The organism is Methylobacterium sp. BI1 (assembly GCF_056680125.1).
On the sequence record NZ_CM155267.1, the window covers coordinates 336,726 to 357,543 of the forward strand.

At 71.5% G+C, this 20,818-nt stretch carries 18 protein-coding genes; 8 read left to right on the forward strand and 10 right to left on the reverse strand.

Features of this window, described 5'->3' with window-relative positions; translation table 11 throughout:
- Nucleotides 1-52 precede the first annotated feature (52 nt).
- Complete coding sequence (locus AC1MGR_RS01625; RefSeq protein ID WP_480233443.1) at nucleotides 53-481, forward strand: MarR family winged helix-turn-helix transcriptional regulator; 429 nt, start codon at nucleotides 53-55, stop codon at nucleotides 479-481.
- Nucleotides 482-490: 9 nt separating this feature from the next.
- Here AC1MGR_RS01625 and AC1MGR_RS01630 read toward each other — a convergent pair whose 3' ends face one another.
- Nucleotides 491-1,207: a YggS family pyridoxal phosphate-dependent enzyme gene (locus tag AC1MGR_RS01630; RefSeq protein ID WP_480234903.1), complete on the reverse strand. Its 717-nt coding sequence runs from the start codon at nucleotides 1,205-1,207 to the stop codon at nucleotides 491-493.
- 280 nt (nucleotides 1,208-1,487) lie between these two features.
- On the opposite strand from AC1MGR_RS01630, the gene leuS reads away from it, so the two are divergent.
- From leuS to holA, 3 genes are all read left to right on the forward strand, one after another.
- On the forward strand, nucleotides 1,488-4,094 hold the full coding sequence (leuS, locus tag AC1MGR_RS01635; protein WP_480233444.1) for a leucine--tRNA ligase: 2,607 nt from the start codon (nucleotides 1,488-1,490) through the stop codon (nucleotides 4,092-4,094).
- Nucleotides 4,095-4,337: 243 nt separating this feature from the next.
- Complete coding sequence (lptE, locus tag AC1MGR_RS01640; protein WP_480234904.1) at nucleotides 4,338-4,889, forward strand: LPS assembly lipoprotein LptE; 552 nt, start codon at nucleotides 4,338-4,340, stop codon at nucleotides 4,887-4,889.
- A gap of 13 nt (nucleotides 4,890-4,902) precedes the next feature.
- On the forward strand, nucleotides 4,903-5,931 hold the full coding sequence (gene holA, locus AC1MGR_RS01645; protein WP_480233445.1) for a DNA polymerase III subunit delta: 1,029 nt from the start codon (nucleotides 4,903-4,905) through the stop codon (nucleotides 5,929-5,931).
- A gap of 14 nt (nucleotides 5,932-5,945) precedes the next feature.
- On the opposite strand, the gene AC1MGR_RS01650 is transcribed toward holA, so the two are convergent.
- The 9 genes from AC1MGR_RS01650 to AC1MGR_RS01690 form a co-directional block, all read right to left on the reverse strand.
- Entirely contained in the window at nucleotides 5,946-6,845 is a 900-nt protein-coding gene (locus AC1MGR_RS01650) for a ParB/RepB/Spo0J family partition protein (RefSeq protein WP_480234905.1), read from the reverse strand.
- A gap of 71 nt (nucleotides 6,846-6,916) precedes the next feature.
- Nucleotides 6,917-7,765, reverse strand: coding sequence for a ParA family protein (locus AC1MGR_RS01655; protein ID WP_108035765.1), 849 nt, complete (start codon nucleotides 7,763-7,765; stop codon nucleotides 6,917-6,919).
- Nucleotides 7,762-8,400: a 16S rRNA (guanine(527)-N(7))-methyltransferase RsmG gene (rsmG, locus tag AC1MGR_RS01660; protein ID WP_480233446.1), complete on the reverse strand. Its 639-nt coding sequence runs from the start codon at nucleotides 8,398-8,400 to the stop codon at nucleotides 7,762-7,764. The genes AC1MGR_RS01655 and rsmG overlap by 4 nt, the downstream gene beginning before the upstream one ends.
- Entirely contained in the window at nucleotides 8,390-10,270 is a 1,881-nt protein-coding gene (gene mnmG, locus AC1MGR_RS01665) for a tRNA uridine-5-carboxymethylaminomethyl(34) synthesis enzyme MnmG (protein ID WP_480233447.1), read from the reverse strand. The genes rsmG and mnmG overlap by 11 nt, the downstream gene beginning before the upstream one ends.
- 117 nt (nucleotides 10,271-10,387) lie before the next feature.
- The gene (gene mnmE / locus AC1MGR_RS01670; protein ID WP_480233448.1) at nucleotides 10,388-11,704 is read right to left on the reverse strand and encodes a tRNA uridine-5-carboxymethylaminomethyl(34) synthesis GTPase MnmE; all 1,317 of its coding nucleotides are present in this window, start codon (nucleotides 11,702-11,704) and stop codon (nucleotides 10,388-10,390) included.
- Nucleotides 11,705-11,850: 146 nt separating this feature from the next.
- On the reverse strand, nucleotides 11,851-13,191 hold the full coding sequence (rho, locus tag AC1MGR_RS01675) for a transcription termination factor Rho (protein WP_055946483.1): 1,341 nt from the start codon (nucleotides 13,189-13,191) through the stop codon (nucleotides 11,851-11,853).
- A gap of 264 nt (nucleotides 13,192-13,455) precedes the next feature.
- Nucleotides 13,456-14,118: a Smr/MutS family protein gene (locus tag AC1MGR_RS01680; RefSeq protein ID WP_480233449.1), complete on the reverse strand. Its 663-nt coding sequence runs from the start codon at nucleotides 14,116-14,118 to the stop codon at nucleotides 13,456-13,458.
- Nucleotides 14,115-15,314, reverse strand: a complete 1,200-nt coding sequence (gene mltA, locus AC1MGR_RS01685; protein ID WP_480233450.1) for a murein transglycosylase A — start codon at nucleotides 15,312-15,314, stop codon at nucleotides 14,115-14,117. The genes AC1MGR_RS01680 and mltA overlap by 4 nt, the downstream gene beginning before the upstream one ends.
- A 22-nt stretch (nucleotides 15,315-15,336) precedes the next feature.
- Nucleotides 15,337-16,068, reverse strand: coding sequence for a Tim44/TimA family putative adaptor protein (locus AC1MGR_RS01690; RefSeq protein WP_108035777.1), 732 nt, complete (start codon nucleotides 16,066-16,068; stop codon nucleotides 15,337-15,339).
- Between the two features lie 558 nt (nucleotides 16,069-16,626).
- On the opposite strand from AC1MGR_RS01690, the gene secB reads away from it, so the two are divergent.
- The 4 genes from secB to hisS all read left to right on the forward strand — a co-directional run bounded on the left by secB (nucleotide 16,627) and on the right by hisS (nucleotide 20,800).
- Nucleotides 16,627-17,136 (forward strand): protein-export chaperone SecB, encoded by a 510-nt coding sequence (secB, locus tag AC1MGR_RS01695; protein ID WP_108035779.1) that lies wholly within the window; start codon nucleotides 16,627-16,629, stop codon nucleotides 17,134-17,136.
- 181 nt (nucleotides 17,137-17,317) lie between these two features.
- Nucleotides 17,318-18,622 carry an MFS transporter gene (locus AC1MGR_RS01700; RefSeq protein WP_480233451.1) on the forward strand — a complete coding sequence of 435 codons (1,305 nt, stop codon included), beginning with the start codon at nucleotides 17,318-17,320 and terminating at the stop codon, nucleotides 18,620-18,622.
- A gap of 80 nt (nucleotides 18,623-18,702) precedes the next feature.
- Nucleotides 18,703-19,194: a DUF3429 domain-containing protein gene (locus AC1MGR_RS01705; RefSeq protein WP_480233452.1), complete on the forward strand. Its 492-nt coding sequence runs from the start codon at nucleotides 18,703-18,705 to the stop codon at nucleotides 19,192-19,194.
- A 97-nt stretch (nucleotides 19,195-19,291) separates the two neighbouring features.
- Nucleotides 19,292-20,800, forward strand: coding sequence for a histidine--tRNA ligase (gene hisS / locus AC1MGR_RS01710; protein ID WP_480233453.1), 1,509 nt, complete (start codon nucleotides 19,292-19,294; stop codon nucleotides 20,798-20,800).
- Nucleotides 20,801-20,818: the final 18 nt, after the last annotated feature.

Below are 20,818 nucleotides of genomic sequence, written 5' to 3' on the forward strand. Positions count from 1 at the left end.
CATAAGCGCATATGCACGCTTTAGACAAGGGCTCCGACCGCAGGGACCCACCATGGCCGATCCCGCCTCCCCCGCCGTGCTCTGCCACTGCAACGCGATCCGCCAGGGCGCGCGGCAGGTGACGCAGTTCTACGACCGGCACCTGGCGCCGGCGGGCCTGCGCACGTCACAATATTCGATGCTGGTGGGCCTGGCGCGGCTCGGCCCGATCGCCATCGCGGTCTTCGCCGACGCGATGGCGATGGACCGCACCACCATGGGACGGGCCCTGAAACCCCTGGAGCGCGACGGTCTCCTCGCCGTCGGCCCGGGTCCGGACGGGCGGACCCGGGCCCTGGACCTCACCGAGGCCGGTCGCCAGCGCATCGCCGAGGCCGAGCCCCTCTGGCGCGCGGCGCAGGCGGGCTTCGAGGCGCGCTACGGCGCGGCGGCGGCGTCCGACCTTCGCGCCGCCCTGGCGCGGGTGGTCCGGGCGGTGTGAGGCAACGCCCTATCCCTTGCGCGCGCGGGCGCCGAAGATCGCGGTGCCGACCCGGACGTGGGTCGCGCCCATCTGGATCGCCGCGGGGTAGTCGGCGCTCATGCCCATCGAGAGGATCGGCAGGTCGTGGCGCTCGGCGATGCGGGCCAGCAGGGCGAAGTGCGGCGACGGCGGCGCCTCGGCGGGCGGGATGCACATCAGCCCCTGGATCGCGAGGCCGTGGGTCTCGCGGCACGCGGAGAGCAGGGTGTCGACCTGGGCCGGAGAGACGCCGCCCTTCTGCGGCTCGTCGCCGGTATTGACCTGGATCAGGAGCTTGGGCGCGCGGCCGGCCCGCGCGATCTCCTTGGCGAGCGCCGCGGCCAGGGAGAGCCGGTCGAGGCCGTGGATGACGTCGAACAGCTCCACCGCCTCCCGGGCCTTGTTGGATTGCAGCGGACCCACGAGGTGGAGCTCCACGTCCGGGTAGCGTTCGCGCAGGGCCGGCCACTTGGCCTTGGATTCCTGGACGTAGTTCTCGCCGAACAGGCGCTGCCCGGCCTCGAGGGCCGGCAGGATCCCCGCCGCGGGAATCGTCTTCGACACCGCCACCAGGGCGACCGAGGCGGGGTCGCGCTCCGCATCCTCCGCCGCCTGGGCGATCTGGTGGCGCACGGCGGCCAGCCCGGCCACCACGTCGGCGGCGCGCGGCGCGGGCGGGGCCGCGTCGGACGAGGTTTCGGGCATGGCCTCAGGAAGAGCCTCGGGAGCGGCGTCGTCGGAGACTGTGTCGGCCATGCTGCCTCGCAGGGAAGGGGTTCGGTGAACCGGTCGGCCCGGGGACTACCATCCCGGGCGCGGGCCGCAAGGACAACGCGCGGCGCGCCGAAGGGGGCCCCGCGCGGGCGGTGCGCCCCGATCCGTGTTGACCCCTCCCCTCCCCGTGGTAGTCCGGCCCCCAGCCTCTCAGGGCAGCCCCGCGTCGCGCAGGGGCCGCCCCTCACCCCAGAACCCCGGCGCCCGGCCCATGACGATCCCCCCCGCCCCCAAACCCGCTCCCGAGCGCTACAACGCCAAGGAGACCGAGCCGCGCTGGCAGCAGGCCTGGGCCGAGGCGGGCATCTACGCCACGAAGAACGACGATCCGAAGCCGAAATACTACGTGCTGGAGATGTTCCCCTACCCGTCGGGGCGCATCCACATGGGCCACGTGCGCAACTACGCCATGGGCGACGTGGTGGCGCGCTACAAGCGGGCGCGCGGCTTCAACGTGCTGCATCCGATGGGCTGGGACGCCTTCGGCCTGCCGGCCGAGAACGCCGCCATGGAGCGCAAGGTCAACCCGCGCGACTGGACCTACGCCAACATCGCGACGATGCGCGGGCAACTGCAAAGCATGGGCCTGTCGCTGGACTGGAGCCGCGAGATCGCGACCTGCGATCCCGACTACTACAAGCACCAGCAGCGCATGTTCCTCGACTTCCTGGCCAAGGGGCTGGTGACGCGCCGCACCGCGAAGGTGAACTGGGACCCGGTGGACCACACCGTGCTGGCCAACGAGCAGGTCATCGACGGGCGCGGCTGGCGCTCGGGCGCCCTGGTGGAGCAGCGCGAGCTGACTCAGTGGTTCTTCAAGATCACCGACTTCGCGCAGGACCTCTACGACGCGCTCGGCGGCCTGGAGCGCTGGCCGGAGAAGGTCCGGGTGATGCAGAAGAACTGGATCGGCCGTTCCGAAGGGCTGGAAGTCCGCTTCGCCCTGGAGGCGCCGCCGGCCCATGTCGACCCCGAGGTGACGGTCTACACCACCCGGCCCGACACCCTGTTCGGGGCGAAGTTCCTGGCCATCGCCGCCGACCACCCGATCGCCGCCGCCCTGGCCCCGGCCCACCCGGCCCTTCAGAGCTTCATCGAGGAGTGCCGGCGCACGGGCACGGCCCAGGCCGCCATCGACACGGCGGAGAAGCTCGGCTTCGACACCGGGCTGAAGGTCCGCCATCCCCTCGACCCGTCCTGGCTGCTGCCGGTCTACGTCGCGAACTTCGTGCTCATGGAGTACGGCACCGGCGCGGTGTTCGGCTGCCCGGCCCACGACCAGCGCGACCTGGACTTCGCCAACAAGTACGGTCTCGGCAACACGCCCGTGGTCTGCCCGGAGGACCAGGACGCGGCCGGCTTCGTCATCACCGACACCGCCTATGACGGCGACGGGCGGATGATCAACTCCCGCTTCCTCGACGACATGACCACCGACGAGGCCTTCCACGCGGTGGCCAACCGCCTGGAGGCGGAGATCCTCGACGGGGAACCGGTGGCGCAGCGCAAGGTGCAGTTCCGCCTGCGCGACTGGGGCGTCTCGCGCCAGCGCTACTGGGGCTGCCCGATCCCGATCATCCATTGCGAGGCCTGCGGACCCGTGTCCGTGCCGGTGGCCGACCTACCGGTGAAGCTGCCCGAGGAGGTCTCCTTCGACGTGCCCGGCAACCCGTTGGAGCGCGACCACACCTGGCGCAACGTTCCCTGCCCCACCTGTGGGCAGCCGGCGCGGCGCGAGACCGACACCATGGACACCTTCGTGGATTCGTCCTGGTATTATGCCCGCTTCACCGCGCCCTGGCTGCAGGATGCCCCCACCGACCGCAAGGCGGTCGACCAGTGGCTCGCCGTCGACCAGTATATCGGCGGCATCGAGCACGCGATTTTGCACCTGCTCTACGCCCGCTTCTTCATGCGGGCGATGAAGGCCACTGACTGGTCCGGCGTCTCGGAGCCCTTCGACGGCCTGTTCACGCAGGGCATGGTGGTCCACGAGACCTACAAGGATGCCGCCGGGGCCTGGGTGCCGCCGGCCGACATCCGGATCTCGGCCGAGTCCGGCACGCGCGAAGCGTTTCACGTGAAAACGGCGGAGCCGATCACCATCGGCGCCATCGAGAAGATGTCGAAGTCGAAGAAGAACGTCGTCGACCCGGACGACATCATCGCCAGCTACGGAGCCGACACCGCCCGCTGGTTCATGCTCTCCGACTCGCCGCCCGAGCGCGACGTGATCTGGACCGAGGACGGCGTCCAGGGCGCCGCCCGCTTCGTCCAGCGCGTCTGGCGCCTCGTCTCCCTGGCGAGCGCCGTGGAGACCACGACGGGGGCGGGCGACGCCGCCCTGCGCAAGGCCGCCCACAAGGCCCTGGCCGCGGTGGAGGAGGACGTGGAGCGCCTGCGCTTCAACCGCTGCGTCGCGCACATCTACACCCTGGCCAACGCCCTCGACGAGGCCCTGCGCGGCGGCGTCTCGCGGGGCATCGCCGGGGAGGCGGCCGGCATCCTGACCCAGCTCATCGCCCCGATGATGCCGCACCTCGCCGAGGAATGCTGGCAGGCGCTGGGCCGCGATGGCCTGGCCGCGCAGGCGCCCTGGCCGGAGGTCGATCGCGGTCTCCTCGTTGAGGACAGCGTCACCCTCCCCGTCCAGCTCAACGGCAAGAAGCGGGCGGACGTCACGGTCCCGCGCAGCGCCGACGTCGCGGCAGTCCAGGCCCTGGTGCTGGCCGACGAGGCGGTGCAGCGCGCCCTGGAGGGCCGCGCCCCGAAGAAGGTCATCGTGGTCCCGGGCCGGATCGTGAACCTCGTCGTCTGAGGGGGTGGCTTCGCTGGCCGCGAGCCGCGAGGCCCCCCGAACATCCCACCGTCCCGCACCCCGATGAGGGCGAGGAGGACACTCACGCTGTCCACACCCCCGATCCGGCGACCATGATCCTGCCGGATAGGAAACGTAAAGCTTGGGGCGAATAGGCTGTCGTCGGACTTCGGTTCGCCGTACAGACGGGCGGGACGAGACAGCGGGACGGCGGCGGGCATGATGCGCTTGGCAAACGGGGCAATGGCGGTTCGAGTCACGGCAACCGGTCCGATCGGCCGCGCCGTGCGGGTCGCGGCCGTCGCCGCCCTGGCGCTGAACCTGTCGGCCTGCTTTCGCCCCCTCTACGGACCCACCGCCTCGGGCGAGCCGATGGCTGCCCTCCTCGCCTCCGTCCAGGTGGACGACGTGGCGATGGCGCAGGGCCAGGAGCGCCTCGGGCATTACCTGCGCAGCGAACTCATCTTCGATCTCGACGGCTCGGGCCAGCCCTCCACCAAGCGCTATCGCCTGAAGATGCAGGGCAGCGAGTCGGTGCAGACCCCGATCGTGTCCTCGCAGACCGGTCGCGCCGAGGCGGGCACCATCGTGGGTACGGTGAAGTACGCCCTGGAAGACCTGAGCGGCACGAAGATCATCAGCGAGGGCGTGGCGACCTCCACCGCCACCTACGACCGCTCGATCCAGCGCTTCGCCAGCTTGCGGGCCGCCCGCGACGCCGAGATCCGCCTCGCCAAGGTCCTGGCCGAGCAGATCAAGACCCGCATCGCCTCCGTGCTGGTGACGAAGCCCTGAGCCGGACCGCCCCGTGACCGCCGTCAAGGCCAGCGACGTCGATGGGCTGATCCGGCGCGGGCCCGACCCGCGCATCGCGATCCTGCTCGTCTACGGCCCGGATACGGGCCTCGTCTTCACCCGTGCCAAGGCCCTGGCGGAAGCCTTCGTCAGCGATCCGGGCGACCCCTTCGCCATGGTCAAGATCGACGGGGACGTGCTGGCCCAGGACCCCGGACGCCTCGTGGACGAGGCCGGCACCGTCGGGCTGTTCGGCGGCACCCGCACGATCTGGGTCCGCTCCGGCAGCCGCAACTACGCCCCCGCCGTCGAGGCGGCGCTGAAGGCCGAGATCCAGAACGCCCGCATCGTCGTGGAGGGCGGCGACCTCGCCAAGAGTGCGCCCCTGCGGACGCTCTGCGAGAAGTCGCCCAAGGCCCTCGCCCTGCCCTGCTACCCGGACGACGAGCGGGCGCTGGGCGACCTCATCGACCGCACCCTGCAGGACCAGGGTCTGCGCATCGCCCGCGAGGCCCGGGACGTGCTTGCCACCAGCCTCGGGGGCGACCGCGGCGCCAGCCTGTCGGAGATCGAGAAGCTCGCGCTCTACGCCCGGGGCCAGGGCAGCGTCAGCCTCGAAGATGTCGAGGCGGTGGTCAGCGACGTCGCCGGCAGCGTGCTCAACACGCTGATCGATGCGGCCTTCGCCGGGCGCAGCGGCGAGGTGGAGCGCGACTATCGCCGCTTCCGCCACGAGGGCATGGACCCCTCGGTGATGCTCGGCTCGGCGCTGCGGCACGCCCTCACGCTGCTGGCCACCCGGCTCGCCGGGGAGGGGCAGAGCGCCAGCGCGATGGTGGCGAACTGGCGCGGCCTGCATTTCCGGCGCAAGGCGCTGGTGGAGACGCAGCTTGCCCGCTGGTCTCCCCCGGCCCTGCGCCACGCGATCCAGCTGCTTCAGGATTCCGTCCTGGCCTGCCGCCGCGCGGACCCGGAACTGGCCCACGCCCACGCCTCGAGCACCCTCTTGCGCATCGCCACCGAGGCCGCCCGGCGGCGCTAGCATTCAGGCCGGGATCAGGCGCCCGCTTGCCCCAGGTTGAAGCGCCGGCACAGGGCTTCGAGCTCGGCCGCATTCTCGTAGCGGATGCGGATCTCGCCCGCACCGGCCACCTTGGTCTTCACAGCGACGTTCATCCCGAGGGCGCGGGCCATGGCCTGTTCCAGGGTGCGGATCTCGGCATCCTTCTCGGCCGTGCGCCGGGGCCGGCCGGGGCGAGGACCGTCGCCTTCGGGCACCTCGGCGGAGGCCAGGGCCTCGACCTCGCGCACGGACAGGCCCTCCTCCACGATCCGGCGGGCAACGCCTTCGGCGTCCCGCACCGCCAGGAGCGCCCGGGCATGGCCGGCCGTGATCTCGCCAGCCACGACCCGGTCCTGGATCGTCGGAGCAAGCTGGAGCAGGCGCAGGGTGTTGGCGAGGTGGCTGCGGCTCTTGCCGAGGATCTCGGCAAGCTCGCTCTGGCTGTACTGGAACTCGCTCATCAGCCGCTCGTAGCCCGCGGCTTCCTCGATCGCGTTGAGGTCCGTGCGCTGGACGTTCTCCAGGATGGCGAATTCCAGCGAGGTGCGGTCGTCGATCTCCACCGTGACCACCGGGACCTCGTGGAGGCCGGCCCGCTGGGCCGCGCGCCAGCGGCGCTCGCCGGCCACGATCTCGTAGGTGTCCGGCACGCCGGCCAGGGCCCGGACCACGATGGGCTGAATGATGCCCCGCACCTTGATCGAGGCCGACAGCTCCTCAAGATCCGACTCGTGGAAGCGACGGCGCGGATTGCGCGGGTTCGGGCGCAGAAACTCCACCGCGACCTTGCGCTGCTCCTGCGACTTGCTCGCCGCGGCGTTGTCGTCGCCGAAATCACCAATCAGGGCCGCGAGGCCGCGCCCGAGCCGGGGCCGCACCACATCATCCGCCATCGCCACCTGCTTCAACTCCGAACCTTCGGGAAACGCTTGTCACACAGCCGGGGCAGGGCGCCCCCGCCTCGTTACGCGGCGACGGGCAGGCGCCCCTCGCGCTGGATGATCTCGGAGGCGAGGCGCAGATAGGCCTGCGAGCCCGCGCATTTGAGATCGTAGAGCAGCACCGGCTTGCCGTGCGACGGCGCCTCGGACACGCGCACGTTGCGCGGGATCATGGTCTCGTAGACCTTCTCGCCCATGAAGCTGCGCACATCCGCCACCACCTGCGCCGACAGGTTGTTGCGTGGATCGAACATGGTCAGGACGATGCCCTGGATGGTCAGGCGCGGATTGAGGGCGCCGCGCACCTGCTCCACCGTGCGCAGCAGCTGGCTCAATCCCTCCAGGGCGAAGAACTCGCATTGCAGGGGCACCAGCACCGCGTCCGAGGCGGCCAGGGCGTTGATGGTGAGGAGGTTCAGGGAGGGTGGGCAATCGATCAGCACGTAGGTGACGCCCGCCGTGGCGCCCGCCTCGCCGACGCCCTTCAGGACGTTGCGCAGGCGATGGGCGCGGTCCGGTGCGCTCGCCATCTCCAGTTCCAGGCCGAGGAGGTCCATGGTCGAGGGGGCCACCATCAGGCGCGGCACCGCCGTCGGAATGCAGGCCTGGCCCAGGGACGCCTCGCCCGCGAGCACGTGGTAGGTCGAGACCTTGCGCTGGCGCCGGTCGATGCCGAGGCCCGTCGAGGCGTTGCCCTGCGGATCGAGGTCGATCACCAGCACGCTCTCGCCGATGGCGGCCAGGGCCGTGCCGAGGTTGATCGCCGTCGTCGTCTTACCGACGCCGCCCTTCTGGTTGGCCAGGGCCAGGATGCGCAGCGGCCGATCCGGATTGCCTCCGGTCGTCGGTACGGGAGTCGGATCGCTTGTCATGAATCCACGCGAGATAGGGTCGTGACGCGGACGATCCGCGCTTCCGACTCGGTTCGGCTCGGCACGAGATCGTAAACGAATCTCCACCGTTGCGCGGCCTCGGTCAATTCCGATTGGACATCCCGTCCTTTCGGAAACAGTCCGACCGTGCCGGTTGTCAACAGCGGCTCCGCCCAGGCGAGCAGCTGGGTGAGGGGCGCCAGCGCCCGGGCGCAGACCACCGCGACGCCGCGATGCGCGCCGATGACCCCTTCGATCCGGGCGTTGTGCACCTTCGCGGGTGCGCCGGTGAGGCGGGCAGTCTCGGTGAGGAAGGCGCATTTGCGCGCGTTGCTCTCCACGAGATTGACCCGGAAGCCCGGACGCGCATGGCCCGCGATGGCGAGGACGAGTCCTGGGAGACCCGCTCCCGCCCCGAGGTCGAGCCAAGTCTCCGCCTCCGGGGCGATCTCCCGAAGCTGAAGTGCATCGGCGATGTGGCGAGTCCAGACCTCGGACAGGGTCGCGGGACCGACGAGGTTCTTCACGCTCTGCCAGCGCCGGAGCTGCTCGACATAGAGGTCGAGGCGCTGCGCTGTTTCACGTGAAACACCTGCAGCGGCCAGGACCCGATCGCGGTCGCGATCAGAGGCCATGGACGGCCCCGCGCTCGGCCCGGCGGGCATGGGCCGCGAGGAGGGTGAGGGCGGCCGGCGTGACACCCTCGATGCGGGCCGCCTGCCCCAGCGTCCCCGGGCGCACGGCTTCGAGCTTCAGCCGCATCTCGTTCGACAGGCCGGGGATGCCTGCATAGTCCAGCCGGATCGGCAGGGCGACCGCCTCGTCCCGGCGGAAGGCGGCGATATCCGCCTGCTGCCGGTCGAGATAGACGGCGTAAGTGGCATCGGTGCAGAGCCGCTCGGCCACGCGGGGCGGCACCGCGGAGAGTTCCGGCCAGACCGCGCAGAGACGCGTCCAATCGATGTCCGGGTAGGACAGCAGCTGGAAGGCGGAGCGACGGATGCCGTCCTGGTTGAGGTCGATGCCGACGGCGCGGGCCTGGTTCGGCGTCAGGCTCAAGCGATCGAGCTGCGCGCGCGCGGTATCGAGGGAAGCCTGGGCCGCCGCGAAATGCGCGGCACGGTGCCCACCGACGCAGCCGAGGGCAGCGCCCTTCGGGGTCAGGCGCTCGTCGGCGTTGTCGATGCGCAGCGAGAGACGGTACTCCGAGCGCGAGGTGAACATGCGGTAGGGCTCGCTCACCCCGTGGGTGACGAGGTCGTCGATCATCACGCCGAGATAGGATTCGGCCCGGTCGAAGGTCGCAAGGGCCGAGCCGCCCGCAAGGCGCGCCGCGTTGATGCCGGCCACAAGCCCCTGCCCGGCCGCCTCCTCGTAGCCCGTGGTGCCGTTGATCTGGCCGGCCAGGAACAGGCCCGGCAGGCGCTTGGCCTGGAGGGTGGCATCGAGCTCGCGCGGATCGACGTAATCGTACTCGATGGCATAGCCGGGCCGCAGGATGGTCGCCCGCTCCAGGCCCGGAATCAGCGCGATGACGTCGCGCTGGACGCTCTCGGGGAGGGCGGTGGAGATGCCGTTGGGGTAGACAGTCGGATTGTCGAGGCCTTCCGGCTCCAGGAAGATCTGGTGGCCCTCGCGGTCGCCGAAGCGGACGACCTTGTCCTCGATGGACGGGCAGTAGCGCGGGCCCCGGCTGGCGATGCCGCCGGAATACATCGGCGAGCGATGCAGGTTGGCGCGGATGAGGTCGTGCACCGGTTGGGTCGTGCGGGTGATGCCGCACTGGATCTGCGGGGTGGTGATCCGCTCGGTCAGGGTCGAGAACGGGACGGGGTCCGCGTCGGCCGACTGCATCTCCAGGCCGGACCAGTCGATGGTGCGTCCGTCGAGGCGGGCCGGTGTGCCCGTCTTGAGGCGTCCGAGGGCGAAGCCGGCGCGGTCCAGGGTCTGCGCCAGGCCCACGGACGGGGCCTCGCCGACGCGGCCGGCCGGGATCTGGGTCTCGCCGATATGGATGAGGCCGCGCAGGAAGGTGCCGGTGGTGAGCACGACGGCGCCGCAGGGGAGGGTGCGCCCATCGGCCAGGATCACGGCGGAGACGCGGCCCCCGACCAGAGCGAGGTCGGCCACCTCCCCCTCGATCACCCGCAGGTTCGCGGTCTCAGCGATGGCCGCCTGCATGGCGCGGGCGTAGAGCTTGCGATCGGCCTGGGTCCGCGGACCGCGGACGGCCGGACCCTTGCGCCTGTTGAGCAGGCGGAACTGGATGCCGGCCGCGTCGGCGACGCGCCCCATCAACCCGTCGAGGGCATCGACCTCGCAGACCAGATGCCCCTTGCCCAGGCCGCCGATGGCGGGGTTGCAGGACATCGCACCGATGGTGGCCGCCTGATGGGTGACGAGCGCCGTGCGCGCGCCGATCCGCGCGGCGGCGGCCGCCGCCTCCACGCCGGCATGGCCTCCACCGACGACGATCACGTCGTAGGAATCAGGTGTGTGGTGCATGGGATCGATTAAGCGGCTGAAGCACCGATGGTCAATCGACAGATGGTCGGCCGCGTGGTTTTCACGTGAAACCGAACCCGCGTGATCCCCGGGTCACAGGCCCGGCGGAGGACACGTTCACTTGCCGATGCAGAAGCCGGAGAACAGCCGATCCAGCATCTCCTCGACACCCACATGTCCCGCCACTTCCCCGAGAGCGCGTACGGCGAGCCGCAGGTCCTCGGCCGCAAGTTCTGGCAGGGCCGCACCCGCCAGCAGGCGGTCGAGATGATCGCGGCAGCGCGTCAGGCCCAGGCGGTGCCGCTCGCGGGTGATCAGGGCGTCGCCGTTGCCGACCGCCTGGGAGGCCTGAGCCTCGATGGCCGCCAGCAGCTGGTCCAGGCCGGCACCCATCATCGCCGAGATGCCGATCACGCCGACCGGCAGAGAGACGTCGGGGGCGAGGTCGCCCTTCGTCCGGACCCGGAGCACGGGTGCGTCCGGCATCGGCTCGGTCTGCGACGCCACCGCGTCCGGGCCGTCGAGCAGCAGGACGAGGTCGGCCTGCTGCATCCGGGCGCGTGTCCGGCGGATGCCCTCCGCCTCGAGGGCATCCGCCGCCTCGCGCAGGCCGGCGGTGTCCACGAGGATCACCGGCAACCCACCGAGGTCACAGCGCACCTCGATGACGTCCCGGGTCGTGCCGGGGATGGCCGAGACGATCGCCGCCTCGCGCCGGCTCAGGGCGTTCAGCAACGTCGACTTGCCGGCATTGGGAGGTCCGGCCAGGACGACGGTGAAACCGTCCCGCAGGCGCTCGCCGCGCCGGGCATCGGCCAGGACCGCCGCCACCGCGTCGCGGATCGCCCGCGCCTTCCGCGCCAGGGCCGCGTCGAGGGCCACGTCGTCGACATCCCCCTCGTCGGAGAAATCGAGGGCCGCTTCCACGCCCGCGAGCAGGTCGATGAGCCGTTCGCGCCAATCGGCCACCTGCCGGCCCAGCGCCCCGTCGAGCTGGCGCAGGGCCTGGCGCCGCTGCGCCTCGGTCTCGGCGTCGATGAGGTCGGCGATCCCCTCGGCCTCGGTGAGGTCCAGGCGGCCGTTGAGGAAGGCGCGACGGGTGAAGGCCCCGGGCTCCGCCGGTCGGCAATGTGGGATCGCGGCCAGGGCCTGCAGGACCGCGCTGCGGACGGCGAGGCCGCCATGCAGGTGCAGCTCCACCATGTCCTCGCCGGTGAAGCTCGCTGGCCCTGGCATCCAGGCGACGAGGGCTTGGTCGAGGGGCGTGCCGTCAGCCGCGCGCAGGGTACGCAGGGACAGGCGGCGGGGCGCGGGGAGGGGGCCGGCGAGGGCGTGGATCACTGCGGCCGAGGCCGGGCCGGAGATCCGGATCACGCCGACGGCCGATCGGCCGGGGCCGGTGGCGGGTGCGAAAAGGGTAGGGGTTTCGGTCATCGGGGCGGCGCCCTGGAAGCCGACACCTGATCCGTCAGGCAATCGTTAACCAGCTAACAAACTATTTTCGCCTGGAAATTGTCTTGGACCCAGGCACCGCGACCGGACCCGGATGCTGTCGCAACACGGGTCCGGCCAGTTCGGTCTCAGGTGTTCATCGAGTCGAAGAAGTCGTTGTTGCTCTTCGTCTGGCGCAGCTTGTCCATGAGGAACTCGATCGCGTCGGTGACGCCCATCGGGTTGAGGATCCGGCGCAGGACGTAGGTCTTCTTGAGCGCGTCCGGCGGCACCAGGAGCTCTTCCTTGCGGGTGCCCGAACGGGTGATGTCGATGGCCGGGAAGATGCGCTTGTCGGAGACCTTGCGGTCGAGAATGATCTCGGAGTTGCCGGTGCCCTTGAACTCCTCGAAGATCACCTCGTCCATGCGCGAGCCGGTGTCGATGAGCGCGGTGGCGATGATCGAGAGCGAGCCGCCCTCCTCGATGTTGCGGGCCGCACCGAAGAAGCGCTTCGGGCGCTGCAGCGCGTTGGCGTCGACGCCGCCCGTGAGCACCTTGCCCGACGACGGCACCACGGTGTTGTAGGCGCGGCCAAGGCGCGTGATCGAATCCAGCAGGATGACCACGTCGCGGCCGTGCTCGACGAGGCGCTTGGCCTTCTCGATCACCATCTCGGCGACCTGCACGTGGCGGGTGGCCGGCTCGTCGAAGGTGGAGGCGATGACCTCGCCCTTCACCGAGCGGATCATGTCGGTGACTTCCTCGGGGCGCTCGTCGATGAGCAGCACGATGAGGTAGCATTCCGGGTGGTTGATGGTGATCGACTGCGCGATGTTCTGCATCAGCACGGTCTTGCCGGTGCGCGGCGGCGCCACGATCAGGGCGCGCTGGCCCTTGCCGATCGGGGCGACGATGTCGATGATCCGCGGCGAGAAATCCTTCTTGGGCGGATTGTCCAATTCGAGCTTGAACCGCTGCGTCGGGAAGAGCGGCGTCAGGTTGTCGAAATGGACCTTGTGCTTGATCTTCTCCGGGTTCTCGAAGTTGATCGTGTTGACCTTCAGCAGCGCGAAGTAGCGCTCGCCGTCCTTGGGTCCGCGGATCGGCCCCTCGACGGTGTCGCCGGTGCGCAGGCCGAAGCGCCGGATCTGGGTCGGCGAGATGTAGATGTCGTCGGGACCCGGCAGGTAGTTCGAATCGGACGAGCGCAGGAAGCCGAAGCCGTCCTGAAGCACCTCGACGGTGCCGGCCCCGATGATCTCGACCTCCTTGGCAGCGAGCTGCTTCAGGATCGCGAACATCAGTTCCTGCTTGCGCATGGTCGAGGCGTTCTCGACCTCGACCTCTTCGGCGAAGGCGATCAGATCGGTCGGCGTCTTGGACTTGAGGTCCTGGAGCTTGACCTCGCGCATGCCGTCGAGATCGGCGGCGACGATTCCGCCCTCGGCCGGGCTTTCCACGGGGAGGGTCTCGTACGGTGACGTCATGGGGGATTCAGAACCGGCGGGAAGGGCGAGGCGGGGCAGAGGGTCGGAAATGGCAGTCGGGGAGTTTGGTCGCCGGGCGCCGTTTCGGCGCCGATCAGTCGGTCCGTCCTGGGGAAAGACGGCTCCGCGCATCGTCTTGGCGGAGCCGGGGGCTCACGGATGCAACGCGGCGTAACGAGGAGAGGGCCCAGCGGTAGCGCGTTTCGCGGCGTTTCGCAAGGTCTGCCCGCCGGGACGCCCGCTGGGGTGCCCCACGAGGTCCCCTCAGCGGCGGCGCAGACGGACGTAGAGGGCCCCGGCGCCGCCATGATGGCGGGCCGCCTCCTCGAAGCCGAGGACGACGGTGCGCAGCTCCGGCGCGCGCAGCCAGTGCGGCACGCTGCGGCGGAGCACGCCGCGTTCGGAGAAGGCGTCGTCGTAGGTCGGGCCGCCCTTGCCGGTGACCACGAGGACGTGGGTGTGACCGGATGCGCGGGCCCGCATCAGGAAGCCGATCAGCGCCCCGTGCGCCTCCGCCTGGTACATCCCGTGGAGATCGATCCGGGCATCGACCTGGAGGGCGCCCCGGCGCAGGGCGAGACGGACGCGGCGCTCCAGGCCCGGCGCGGTCGGGGGCGCGGGGGCCAGGACGGGCGCGGGCGGCACGGGCGGCGGGTTCGGCTTCAGCGCCGCGCGCTTGGCCAGCGTCCGGGGCATCGGCTTCGGGGGCGCGGGCTTCGTCGAGACAGCCTTGGTCGGCACGGCTTTCGGGGGCGCACCCTTGGCCGAGGCGGGCGTCGTCGCCGGAGCGGGCGTGGCTTCGGAGGGCTTGCCCGCCGCGCCACGCCCGGTGATGCGGCCGCGCAGGGGCGTGATCAGCCGGGCGATCTCGCCCCAGAGATAGGCGTCCTCCCCCGAGAGGCCGCGCGGGCGCCGGGGCGTCTTCATGGGGCGGGCGCCCCGGACTTCGGGAGCAGGACCACGAAGCCGACCGCGTCGCGCAGGTTGCCGGCGGCGATCCCGGCCTCCGCGCCGGTGCCGAGATAGAGGTCGCCGCGCGCCGGGCCGACGATGGCCGAGCCGGTATCGGCGGCGACGACGAGGCGCCCCGGCCCGGGGGATCCGGCGATCCGGCCCTCGAGCCAGAACGGCAGGCCGTAGCGCCAGAGGGTGGCGTCCACCGCGAGGTTGCGGCCGGGGCTCAGGGGCACGCCGGCCCCGCCGGGAGGCCCGAGGCTCGGGTCGTCGATCTCCGCCAGGCGGAAGAAGATGTAGGAGGCGTTGGCCCGCATCAGCCGGGCGGCGTGCCGGGGGTTGGCCCGCAGCCAGCCGGTCCAGCGGGCCAGGGTGAGCCCGTCGAGGGGCAGGTGCCCCTCCGCCACGATGAGCTTGCCGATGGAGGTGTAGGGCCGGCCGTTGCGGCCGTCGTAGAGGACCCGGACCGAGCGCCCGTCGGTCAGGCGGACCCGGCCGGAGCCCTGGACCTGGAGCACGAACAGGTCGACGGCGTCGCGCAGGTAGAGGAGGGGGCGGGCGCGGGCGCCCAGGGCGCCGTCCTCGATCGCGGCCCGGTCGGGATAGGCCTCGAAGCCGTCGCCGGTCCGGCGCGCGGCGCGCAAGGACGGGTCGAGGCCGGGCCGCGTCTCGCCGGGCTCCAGGCTGACGAGGTCGTCGGGCCGGGCCAGCACCGCGGCGGTGAAATCCGGGCTCGGGGCGGCGGCGCCGACGAGTTCCGGCTCGAAATAGCCGGTCAGGAAGCCCGTGCGCTGCTCGGGCTTGTCCCCGGCCGGGGGCCTGACGACCCGGTAGGGCGTGAACGCCTCGGCGAAGAAGCGGGCCGCGTCCGCCTCGGGTCCGGACTCGGGCATGGCCTCGGCCCGGGCGCAGGCGGCCCGGAGCGCCTCGGGCGAGCCCGCGACGGTGGCGGGCTGGGGCGTCGCCGGCGGCGTCCGGCAGGTCCGGCGGAAGGCCGCGAGGGTCGCCGCGGCGTCGGGGCCGGGGAACCCCGGCAGGGTTGCGGGATCGACGGGCTCCAGCACGGCCCCACCCACGCGAAACGGCTCGGCCGCAGGGGCGGCCGAGCCGGGGGAGGGGAGGCTGAGGGCGACGAGGAGACCCGCCGCGGGACGGGAGAACCGGTTCACGCGATCCTGTGCGGCGTCGGGCTCAGGCGCCGGCTTCCGTGGCGACGAGCTGCCAGTTCGGGTCGCGGGTGCCGAGGGTCCGGGCAAAGGTCCAGACGTCCGGCACCTCGACCACGGCCTCGGCGCTGCCGTCGGTCACCTGACCCTGCGCGTTGCGGGTGGCGGTGATGAGGTGGGAGAGGAAGTGCACGGTGATCTGCGCGACGCGGTTCTTCACGTCGACGGCCACGATCTCGGCCTTGTCGAGGGAGACGAAGGTGGTCTCCACGGTCTCGCGGCGGGCCTCGCGGGCGTCGATCTCGCGCTCGAAGCCCTCGCAGACCTCGCGGGAGAGCAGGCTGCGCAGGGTCTTGCGGTCGCCCTTGGCGAAGGCGATCACGATGGCCTCGTAGGCGCTGCGGGCGCCCTCCACGAAGGCGCGCGGATCGAAGGCGGGCTCCACCTGGACGACGGCTTCGAGGCCGTGGGCGATGGCCGAGCCGGGCTCGGCGATGCCGCGCCAGTCGCGCACGTCGGTCTTCACCGCGGTCTGGCCGCGATCGGCCTGGGGCTGGACCCGGTCGGCGCCGGGCAGGCGCACGACGTTGTCGCCGTCCCCGCGGCCGGCCGGCGGCTCGGTGCGGCTGCGGTCCACCGGCTTGAAGGGCGAGCGCTCCGTACCGGTCTTCTGCCCGAGCACCGAGCGCAGGCGCCAGATGACGAAGACCGCCAGCGCGAGGAAGATCAGGGTCGTCAAGTCGAAGGAGTCCTGCATCACTGATCCGATCGTGGCCGTGGCACGAATACGTTACTTCACGGGGCTCTGGAAACCCGGCCCGGGTCCTCGGCTGACATGCGTGGCCGAGACACGCCCGGCCATGAGAGATCTGGCCGGGAAAGATCTGGCCAAGAAAGATCTGGCCATGTCGCGCATTCCCCGGGCCCCGCGCAAGGCACAGGCCGGGTTCAGACGCGCAGAGTCTCGATCGGGGTCGAACCTCCGGGGTCGTGCGGAGATATGGATATCGCGGGCGGCGATTCCAGGCGAGGGCGCGCACCTGCGCCGCCTTGACCCGGCGCGCGGGCGCACCGGCGCCGCCTCGACCCGGTGGCGGCCCCGACCGGTCCGCCCTCCCGGCCCCGGGGCTCGCCTTGTCCCGTGCGGGCGAGCGTGATAGCGCGCTATCGCGCGGGCCGGGCGGGGGTGGCATGCCGGTGCACCCGGTTCCGGGCGGCCGGGATGGGCGCCCGTCACGGGTTCGCCCCCAGGACCTGAGCGCATCAGACCCGGGCCCCACCGCGCCCCGACGATCCAGGAAGAGGACAGAACGCCATGGCCGACACTCCGGCACCGAACGGCAACGGTGGCGCCACGGCGCAGACCGACGACGCCACGCCGACGATCAACTCGCTCGCGCAGTACACCAAGGATCTCTCCTTCGAGAATCCGAATGCGCCGCGCTCCCTGCAGCCGCAGGAGAGCGGGCCGCAGATCAACATCCAGGTGAACGTTAACGCCAAGCAGGTGGCCGAGTTCGACTTCGAGGTCGACCTGACCCTGGAGGGCGATGCCAAGATCGCCAACGAGGTGCTGTTCGCCTTCGAGCTGACCTATGCGGGCATCTTCCGCATGCGCAACATCCCGCAGGACCAGCTCCACCCGGCCGTGATGATCGAGTGCCCGCGCCTGCTCTTCCCCTTCGCGCGCCAGATCGTCGCCGAGGCCGTGCGCAACGGCGGCTTCCCGCCCCTCTACATCGACCCGATCGACTTCGTCGGCCTCTACCGCCAGAAGGCCATGGAAGCCCAGGCCCAGGGCGAGGCCGGACCGCTCAACGCCTGAGGGCGCGCCAAGCGGCCCGTCCGCCCGGGGCGGGATCCGGGGTTCCGAGGCGGGATCGCCGGGCTTGAGGATCGAAGGTCGGACTTGAGGATCGAAGGTCGGACTTGGCCGTTACTCGCAGCCGGTCCGGCCGCGGCCCCTCCTGCCGCCGGTCGCCGGATCGCCTCAGCCCCGGGATCGCATGCTCGCCACACACCACCTCGCCCTGATCAACGTCTTCACGGGCGACATCCAGGGCGGGCTCGGCCCCTTCCTCGGCACTTGGCTCGCCGAGTCGGCCTCCTGGAGCCCCTCGCGGGTGGGCTTCGTCACCACCCTGGTGGGCATCGGCTCCCTCCTCCTCAGCGGCCCCTTCGGCGCCCTGGTCGACCGCCTCGGCCGGCCCCGGATGCTGATCGCCGTCGCCTGCGGGGCGATCCTGTGCGGCACCCTGCTGCTGCTGCCGGCCCGGGGCGTGATCCCGGTCTTCGCCGCGCAGATGATGGCGGCGGCGGGCGGCACGTTGCTGCTGCCGGCGGTCACCGCCCTCACCCTCGGCATCGTCGGCAAGGACCGCTTTCCCCGCCAGCAGGGCCGCAACCAAGCCTTCAACCACCTCGGCATCCTGCTCGCGGCCGGCGGCATCAGCCTCGGCACCGGCTGGTTCGGCCCGGCCATCGCCTTCTGGGTGCTCGGCGGCATGGCGGTCCTGGCCATCCTCGCCACCGTCACCACCCCGGGCCACTGCTACAACGAGCGCCGGGCCGTGGGCTGGCAGGAGGATGGTGACGACAAGCCGGAGCGCGCCGGCCTGCGCAGCATCGTGGCCAACCGCAAGCTCCTGGTCCTCGCCGTGGCCCTGGCCCTGTTCAACCTCGGCAACGGCGGCATGCTCTCCCTGCTCGGCCAGAAGCTGGTGGCCACCGCCGTCGACGCCACCAGCTGGACCGCCCGCTACGTCATGGTGGCGCAGCTGGTGATGATCCCGGTGGCGCTGTTCGCCGGCTCCCTGGCCGACCGGCGCGGCCGGCGCCAGCTCCTCCTCGCCGCCTGCGCGGTGCTGCCGGTGCGCGCCGCACTCTCGGCCTTCATCGACGATCCCCTCTGGCTGATCTCCGCCGAGATCCTCGACGGCGTCGCCTCCGGCATCATCGGCGTCGCGGTGCCGGTGGTGGTGGCCGACCTGACCTGGGGCTCCGGCCGCACCCAGACGGCCCTGGGCTCCCTCAACGCCATCCAGGGCATCGGCGGCGCCCTCTCGGCCTGGTACGGCGGCCTCGCCCAGGCGATGCTCGGCTGGACCGGCGCCTTCCTGGCCCTCGGGGCCCCGGCCCTCCTCGCCCTCGCCCTCGTCCTGTGGCTCGACACCACCAGCGAGGGCCGCGGCGGGCGCAAGGGCGACGCCGCGCCGGAGACGGCGTCCGGACCGAAGGGGTCCGACGCGGCGGTCGAGGCCGGCGCGGGGACCGGCCCGACCCGGCGCGCGCCCCAGCCGGAGACGGCCTGAGGGCGGATTGCCGCCGGGCGGAACAGGCCGCCCCCGCCCCGGTTTGGCGAGGGAGCCTCAGCCACCGGAGCCCCTCGACGATGCACGATCGACCCGACGGACGGACCCTGCGGGTCACCGAACCGCGCGCCGTCCCCTGGCTCAGCATCGTGTTCGGCTACGGCCCGATGCTGCCCTTCGCCGCCGGTGCGCTGGCCGCCTGGGGCTGGCGCGGCGTGCCCCTCGGGCAGGCGGCCGCCGCGCTGACGATCCTGTGGGGCTGCGCCATCCTGCTGTTCCTGTCCGGCGTGCGCCGCGGCGTCAGCTTCCGCACCGAGGGCGGGGCGACCGTCGCCCAGATCGCCACCATGATCGGCCTGTTCAGCCTCGGCTTCGCCGCCCTGGTGCTGGCGACCCTAGATCGGGCCGTGCCCGCCCTGGTCCTGCTCCTCCTCGGCTTCACGGCGATCGCGTTCCTCGATCCGATCGCCGCCCGGCGCGGGGAGGCCCCGCTGTTCTTCGCCCGCCTGCGCCCGGTGCAGATCCCCATCGCCATCCTGAGCCTCGCGGCGCTCCTCGCCCTGGCGCTCTGATGCCCGGCGCGCCGATGCCCGACGCGCTTGCCGCCCCCGGCCACCCGGGATAGAGCCCCCGGGACCCCGAACAGCCCCGACGGACGCGAAGATCACCATGGCCAAGGCCGATTCGAACAAGGCCGACACCCTGAAGCCGCGCCTGCCGCGCGGTTTCGTCGACCGGCGCGCGGATGAGATCGCCGCCCAGCACCGCATGCTGGAGACGATCCGGCAGAGCTTCGAGCTCTACGGCTTCGAGGCGCTGGAGACGCCCTTCGTCGAGTACACCGAGGCGCTGGGCAAGTTCCTGCCCGATCTCGACCGGCCGAACGAGGGGGTGTTCTCCTTCCAGGACGACGACGAATCCTGGCTCTCGCTGCGCTACGACCTGACCGCGCCCCTGGCCCGGCACGTGGCCGAGCACTTCGACGCGATCCCGAAGCCCTACCGCAGCTTCCGCGCCGGCTACGTCTTCCGCAACGAGAAGCCGGGCCCGGGCCGCTTCCGCCAGTTCATGCAGTTCGACGCCGACATCGTCGGGGCCGGCTCGGTGGCCGCCGATGCCGAGATCTGCATGCTGATGGCCGACACGCTCGAGAAGCTCGGGCTCACCGGCCAGTACGTGGTGAAGGTCAACAACCGGAAGGTCCTCGACGGCCTGATGGAGTCGATCGGCCTCGCGGGCGCCGACAAGGCCGGCCAGCGCCTGACCGTGCTGCGCGCCATCGACAAGCTCGATCGCCTGGGCGATGCCGGCGTGCGCGAATTGCTGGGTGCCGGCCGCAAGGACGAGAGCGGCGACTTCACCAAGGGCGCCGGGCTGGCGGACGAGGCGATCGGGCGCGTCCTGGCCTTCACCGGCTGGACCGGAGCGGGAACGGCGCCGGCCGACAACGCCACCACGCTCGCGAATTTCGAGGCGTCGCTCGCGGGCAGCGCCATCGGCCTGGAGGGCGTGCGGGAACTGGCCGACATGGCGGCCCTCTTCGCCGCGGCCGGCTATGACGACCGCATCCGCATCGACCCCTCCGTGGTGCGCGGGCTCGAATACTACACCGGCCCGGTCTACGAGGCGGAGCTGACCTTCCCGGTCACCAACGAGGAGGGGCAGGTGGTGCGCTTCGGCTCGGTCTCGGGCGGCGGGCGCTACGACGGCCTCGTCGGGCGTTTCCGCAGCGAGCCGGTGCCGGCGACCGGCTTCTCCATCGGCGTCTCGCGCCTGTTCTCGGCGCTGCAGCTCGTGAAGAGCCCGCTGCTGGAGGGCATCACCAAGCCCGGCCCCGTGGTGGTCCTGGTGCTCGACCGGGACAACATCGCCGACTACCAGCGGCTCGTCGCCAACCTGCGCGCGGCCGGCATCCGGGCCGAACTCTATCTCGGCGGCTCGGGCATGAAGGCCCAGATGAAATATGCCGACCGGCGCGGATCCCCCTGCGCCATCATCCAGGGCTCGAACGAGCGCGAGGCCGGCGAGGTCCAGATCAAGGACCTGATCGAGGGCGCCAAGGCGGCCGCTGCCATCACCAGCAATGCCGAGTGGAAGGCCGCGCGCCCGGCGCAGTTTTCGGTGCCGGTGGCCGAGATGGTCGAGCGGGTGCGCGAAGTCCTGGGACGCCATTTCTGACGTCCCAGGTCTGATGTG